This window comes from Clostridium coskatii (assembly GCF_001675205.1).
Taxonomy (GTDB): domain Bacteria; phylum Bacillota; class Clostridia; order Clostridiales; family Clostridiaceae; genus Clostridium_B; species Clostridium_B ljungdahlii.
Map to the genome: position 1 here is coordinate 1 of NZ_LROR01000094.1, position 5886 is coordinate 5886.

Sequence of the window (5886 nt, forward strand, 5' to 3'; positions counted from 1 at the left end):
CGTGCGCCTTTTTTTATCAATATGGTTATTTCAAATCATAAAAATTTGTCTTTAAACTTCTAACAATGCTTTTGCAACTTCTAAACATCTTTTATTCATTTTTATCAGTGAGTTTCGCAATTACCTAAGTAGGGTTATTTCTTAAACTAATTTTATCACGTACCTACCTTTCAATGCATCGTCTAAAAGTGAAATTGTTAAATTATTATCATTAAATATATTGCATTTTATTTTTATAATTTATTGATAATTTATTAACTCTAGTTTGCAATAAATTGCAATATACTTCATAATGTTGCATGTTTAGACACTTATCATCTTGCTTGTTTACATTACTTACTATATAATTTAATAAAAGACTATATTATGGAGGAATTATTATGGCAGTAAAAGTTAGCAGCTTATTAGAATTTCTTTCAGAATTTAAACCAACTTCTACATGTAAATGTTATCATGAGGTGCGTACTTTTCGTTTGTTAAATAACAATTTAAGTGACTTACATTCAGACTGTATATACATAGGTAAAGCTTCTCAACTACCATCTATTCAAACAACTGTACCAACAACATTTTTACTGATAAAGGATAGTGACACTTTTGCATATGATTCTTTAGTCCCTAAATGTGACTATATCTACGTTGAACCTAGTACAAACCTTAATATGCTATTTAACTCAGTACAGGATTACTTTGATAATGCTATGTACGTATCTGAATGTGCCCTCAAGATCATGCAATTAAATAAGAATACCTCTACTTTACAGGAAGTACTCGATTTAGGTCTGGAGTTATTAGGGAATCCTCTCTTGCTAGTAGATGTTTCTCTTTGTTTTATCGCTCATGCTGGTGGTAATACCGTTATTAATGAACCTTTATGGGAATGGACATTATCTAAAGGATATGTGACCGAAGAATATGTTAACTCTGTAATGATGGATGGACTAGCTGATGAAAGAACATATCCACAAAAACCTCTTTTAATATGGGAAAAGGGTATTTTAAATCATGATCAATTAGTTTTTCGTATTTTATACAATAATACTCCTGTAGGATATCTTAAAACATTAGCATATAATAAGCCAATATCTGAAACTGATCAACAGATTATTACACTTATAGGAAATTGTCTTTGCCAATTTTTAACTAATAATCATGCAGAACAGGCTTCTTGTTCTCCCCTAATAGAATCATTTTTAATATCTCTATTAAATGAAAAATTATATGATCGTAATGCAATTAATGAACGCATACACCAATTTAATTTGAAATTATACGATAACTTGATATTGATAGTTATTGAACTAAAAAATGACCTTTTACAAGACAAAGATAAAGCTTTTCTATTTAAACGAAAGCTTCAAAACTTCCTGGGACGAGATAACATTGTATATTACGATAATCACCTTGTAGCTCTTTATGATTATAAATCAGACGAACCATTCACAGAATTTGAATGGACTAATTTTGAAAATTTATTAAATTCTTTTAATTGTCGTGCTGGTATTAGCTTAGTATTTAACAATCTTTATTCATTGCCTGAATGTTACCGTTCTGCTTGTGAGGCATTGCATACCGGTTGGAAATTACATTTTTCTAAACCGATTATCAAATATTCAGATATTATTCTTCAGCATGTTTTCTTGACTTATGCCAATCAGAAGGATTTGTCACCTTTGATCCATCCAGCTATAAAGACTTTGCAAGAACTAGAATCAGATAAATACCACATGTTACTAGAAACCATAAAAGCATATATTACCAATAGATTAGAAATTGTACCAACTGCTAAATCATTATTTACTCACTATAACACAATAAAATATAGGCTTAATCGAATTGTGGAACTAACAGGACTAGACTTTACAGACTATCAAACTATATTTCAATTACAATTATCATTTCTTATCATGGACATGCTTGAACAGCTAAAAAAAACTGATGAATAGATTTAAAACCTTCTAATGCAAAATAAGCACCCGCTTTAACCAGTGCTTATTTTGCATATTTCAATTATTTTATTAAAATTATTTCAAATGTTAAACTTGTCATTTTTTCTATTAACTATTGTTTTTGTTCAGCCATCATTTGATCACCTTTTAATGTAGTGTATGACACTTTTATTTGATTATATTCTTTACTTAGACACTAAAGACTCCAATATTTTCCCCATACTATTAGCTTTAAGGATTGTATCTTCCTGCTCTTCAAAACTAGGTGGAAGATGTTTCTTTTCGATTTTATCCAAAATACCATATTTCTTAACCACATTCCCTGCATTACATTTGTGACCAAATCCACATGTGTAACATTGGGAATATCCATGAGCGGATACAGCACCAACTACTGACATCTTATTAACCATCATAGATTTTTTTATAATCGTATTGACTAAACTGGCTCCTTGCTCATTATAACTAGCACTAACCGCTATACCAATCTTGCCAGATAGACTAAAAGCTTCTCTGTGTCGAAAACAAAAAGTTCTTTCCAAGCATGCATGGCCAAGAGCATTTATAGTTCCTCCATAATTAGGTGCTCCAAAAACAATTGCATTTGCCATTAACATTTTTTCTGCTATTTCATTCCAGTCATCTTTAACTTTGCACTGATTATCGGCGGCGCAGAGTGTGCATCCAATACAACCATTTATTTTCTTGCCTGACAATGAAATGTATTCATACTCTAAATTACTTGCTTCCAATATAGCTTTCACTGTCTTGCTGGTAATTCCATATTTTCTTCCGCTTGCACTAATTCCCAAAATCATATTATACATCCCCTTTACTTATACTAAGTGTACGTTACTATACTAAGTGCTATCCTTATGTGACTGTCACTTAACTTACGATGATAACATTATCTGTTATTTGTATTAAATAGTATTCTATATTGAATTAAAAATTCCTTTTCTAGAATTTATCTTTTTCAAAGAAATCATTACCGTTAATATACAAAAATAAAACCTAAAATAGCTTTTACACTACTCTAGATTTTATTTCTTATTGAACTCTGTTTACGATACGTTACCTCCAGCTGCTGTATCAGCCTTTTGTACAGGAGTTACAGTATTCTGTATATTAGCTAGTTTTTGTTTCAACTCTTCATTTTCTTTCTGTACTCCAGCTAAATCTTGCTGAACCTTTTGAATTTGTGCATTTTTTTCAGCTTCTGTAGGAATAGCATGTCCTAAGTCATTTACTGCCTCTTGGATAAAATCACTAATAAGCTTTTTTTGATTCATTGTAGGTTCCACATTAATTTCCTTAAGTGCAGCATATACCGTGTTCTGAGCTGCCTTAAATCTGTCTTCATCAGTTTTTAACATTCCTGAATGATATAGTTGTTCAGCCGCTTTTACACCTGCTTTTGCTTTTTGTTCTATCCAATCTATTAAACTTCCTGCAGGTTTTAAAGCAGGTAAAGTCTCTGAAATTTTTATAAGTGGTTCTGTTGCAGTTAAAACTTGTTCTGTTGTGTTTAATACCTTGTCTACATCAATATTTCTTTTATTCAAATAAGGTACTAACCCAAATATACCTCCGATTACACCAACTAATACTCCACCTATAGCTACAATATCATTTACACTAATCATATCATTTTCCTCCACTTTAAATATATCAACGCCCCACTTTTAAAGTATTCATCAAACTTCTAATTTGTTCATGTAGGTTTTCTATTTTTAATATCAATGAATCTTACTTAGCGGGAATTTGTTTCTCCCACTAAGTTTAGATGAATTATCTAGGGGCGTAGCTGCTGTTAGCTCCCACTTTGATAGAAAAGCAGGTATCCCAAATCTATGATTTAGTGATAATCGCTTTCACAGAGTGCGTGGGAGTGTTACAGTAGGTAGCCATCAGATAAAAAGATCTGTAAAACACTCAATATAGCTTAGTGTGAATTCAGTGAAAAATTTTAGTATTATATTTTCTATATTGTAAATAATATTAATCAAAGTAGATGATAAGGGAGGAATTGATATATGAATTCACAAGCAAGGGATAATATTCATAAAGTAAAAGAATCATTGAAAAGTGCTCAGCAAGGTTTGCAAATGGCTGCAAATGAAGTGGAAAATTCTAATATTAAAAATCAAATAAATACTCAGTTAAACCAAGTTTCTACTTGTCTTGACGAATGTGAAAAAATAGCTTCTGGACTAAGTCAGTACAAAAACTACCATCCATAAAAAACATTGCATAACACAAAACATTAAAGCCATCAATTTGTTAATAATTGGTGGCGCCTAATCAAAATCTACTAATACAAAATTTTAATAGAAACTTTAAATTCTATTCTTCATTAAATTTCATTAATTCTTCATTAAATTTATCTTTCTCATCATAAAATAATCCATGTCCACTATATTTAAATGGTATGAGTTTTGAATTTCTAATACATTTATTTTGTATTTCTCCCAATTCAAAAGGTACAACTTTATCGTGAATTCCATGTAATATTAATGTTGGAACACTTATTGAGGATAAATCATTAAACAGTTCTTCTCGTATCCATGTATTAGCTACTGCAATAGTTGACCAACTTGCTGCCTGTAATCCCAAACTTAAGAACCAATCAGCAAAAGGTTTAGTTATATGCTGAAAAAAGAATATATCACCAAAATCACTTAACATTTTGGGTCTATCATTATATGTTTGATTAATAATACTAGTTACAGTTTTCTTATCAAGTCCATATGGAAAATTGGGACGTTTAATAAGACTAGGAGCTGCTGCTGCAAAGTTCATAAGTTTTGATACACCGTATTCTTTATACCTTGACATATACCTAACAGCAATGGCTCCTCCTGTAGAATGACCTGCTAGCGTAAAATTTTTCAGTTTTAAAGCTTCCACCACTTTTCTAACATCATCTGCCAGCGTATTATAATCATACCCTATAAATGTTTTATCAGATTTACCAAATCCTCTTTGATCTATGCCAATACATCTATATCCATGTTTAGGAAGTACATTAAATTGATATTCAAATAAATTATGATTTCCAGGCCAACCATGTAAAAACACTATGGTTTTATTTCCATTAGGATTAATATCCTCCACATAAACTTTCACCCAAGGTTCCACTTCAACATAATAGCCCACTAAAATTCCTCCGATATTTAATATTTACCCCTATATATTATTCCGGCAAATATAATCTTGTGAGCATCTAGTTTAACTTAATATAAACTTTCTATTACTTTTTTCGCATTTTCCATTTTTTCATATGTATTTTCTAATATATGTTTTTCTAGCATTTCATAAAACAAAATACCCATCCCATTATTTCTTTTATGTCTATTTTCATATTCATTATTTAAATTCCTATAAAATTCATCATTAGATTTGATAATTGGATATACTCTCATTTTATCACCCCTAATTATATATTCGAAACATATGTTAAATGTCTAATATATATTGAAAGCTCAAATGATATATTTGTATGTCCATCAAAAGTAATCATTTCATGATTAGGTTCAGATATTACTTCAATTACACAATCTCTATTTAATTTGTTATGTTCCAGTTTTATTTCTTCTACTTTATTTTCTATATCTTCTAATTTATTTGCAGTATAAGTTATGATAGAATTAGGAAAATTATACACCTTACTCACCCTTTCAAATAATTGTTTTTATTTTTGTTAAGGTTATTTCCTATGTATTTTCATATATATATACGAAACACGCATCACTTTTTAGGGTATCATTAATAAAATCTTTTTTATTATGCAAAATAGGCATCCTAGATTGAGGTGACCCCTAAAAGTTAGACTTTATTAGCGAGACAGTTTCGGCTGCCTCGCTAATTTATGCAGCCAAGAGGCTGAGTCTGTATTCAACAGGACTCATCCATCCTAGTTTCTCTTTGATTCTAC

Annotated in this window: 7 protein-coding genes; 2 read left to right on the forward strand and 5 right to left on the reverse strand. The window is 30.2% G+C overall.

All coding sequences use genetic code 11. The features are described from left to right. The first annotated feature begins 380 nt into the window (after positions 1-380). Positions 381-1946, forward strand: coding sequence for a PucR family transcriptional regulator (locus CLCOS_RS19665; RefSeq protein WP_063602628.1), 1566 nt, complete (start codon positions 381-383; stop codon positions 1944-1946). A gap of 188 nt (positions 1947-2134) precedes the next feature. Here the strand turns inward: CLCOS_RS19665 and CLCOS_RS19670 are convergent, their stop codons facing one another. Together CLCOS_RS19670 and CLCOS_RS19675 are read right to left on the reverse strand one after the other, a co-directional pair. After that, positions 2135-2767: a flavodoxin family protein gene (locus CLCOS_RS19670; protein WP_063602629.1), complete on the reverse strand. Its 633-nt coding sequence runs from the start codon at positions 2765-2767 to the stop codon at positions 2135-2137. A gap of 246 nt (positions 2768-3013) precedes the next feature. After that, positions 3014-3595: a hypothetical protein gene (locus CLCOS_RS19675; RefSeq protein ID WP_063602630.1), complete on the reverse strand. Its 582-nt coding sequence runs from the start codon at positions 3593-3595 to the stop codon at positions 3014-3016. A gap of 390 nt (positions 3596-3985) precedes the next feature. Here CLCOS_RS19675 and CLCOS_RS19680 point away from each other — a divergent pair, with 390 nt between their 5' ends. Then, positions 3986-4192, forward strand: a complete 207-nt coding sequence (locus CLCOS_RS19680) for a hypothetical protein (RefSeq protein ID WP_013239717.1) — start codon at positions 3986-3988, stop codon at positions 4190-4192. Between the two features lie 103 nt (positions 4193-4295). Here the strand turns inward: CLCOS_RS19680 and CLCOS_RS19685 are convergent, their stop codons facing one another. The 3 genes from CLCOS_RS19685 to CLCOS_RS19695 form a co-directional block, all read right to left on the reverse strand. Further along, positions 4296-5108 carry an alpha/beta fold hydrolase gene (locus CLCOS_RS19685; RefSeq protein WP_063602631.1) on the reverse strand — a complete coding sequence of 271 codons (813 nt, stop codon included), beginning with the start codon at positions 5106-5108 and terminating at the stop codon, positions 4296-4298. 77 nt (positions 5109-5185) lie between these two features. Beyond that, complete coding sequence (locus CLCOS_RS19690; protein ID WP_063602632.1) at positions 5186-5374, reverse strand: hypothetical protein; 189 nt, start codon at positions 5372-5374, stop codon at positions 5186-5188. A gap of 14 nt (positions 5375-5388) precedes the next feature. Next, complete coding sequence (locus CLCOS_RS19695; protein ID WP_013239719.1) at positions 5389-5616, reverse strand: hypothetical protein; 228 nt, start codon at positions 5614-5616, stop codon at positions 5389-5391. Positions 5617-5886: the final 270 nt, after the last annotated feature.

Excerpts from the sequence above, each read along its gene's own strand:
- CLCOS_RS19665 (WP_063602628.1), top strand. The coding sequence starts at position 381 with ATGGCAGTAAAAGTTAGCAGCTTATTAGAATTTCTTTCAGAATTTAAA.
- CLCOS_RS19670 (WP_063602629.1), bottom strand. The coding sequence starts at position 2,767 with ATGATTTTGGGAATTAGTGCAAGCGGAAGAAAATATGGAATTACCAGC.
- CLCOS_RS19675 (WP_063602630.1), bottom strand. The coding sequence starts at position 3,595 with ATGATTAGTGTAAATGATATTGTAGCTATAGGTGGAGTATTAGTTGGT.
- CLCOS_RS19680 (WP_013239717.1), top strand. The coding sequence starts at position 3,986 with ATGAATTCACAAGCAAGGGATAATATTCATAAAGTAAAAGAATCATTG.
- CLCOS_RS19690 (WP_063602632.1), bottom strand. The coding sequence starts at position 5,374 with ATGAGAGTATATCCAATTATCAAATCTAATGATGAATTTTATAGGAAT.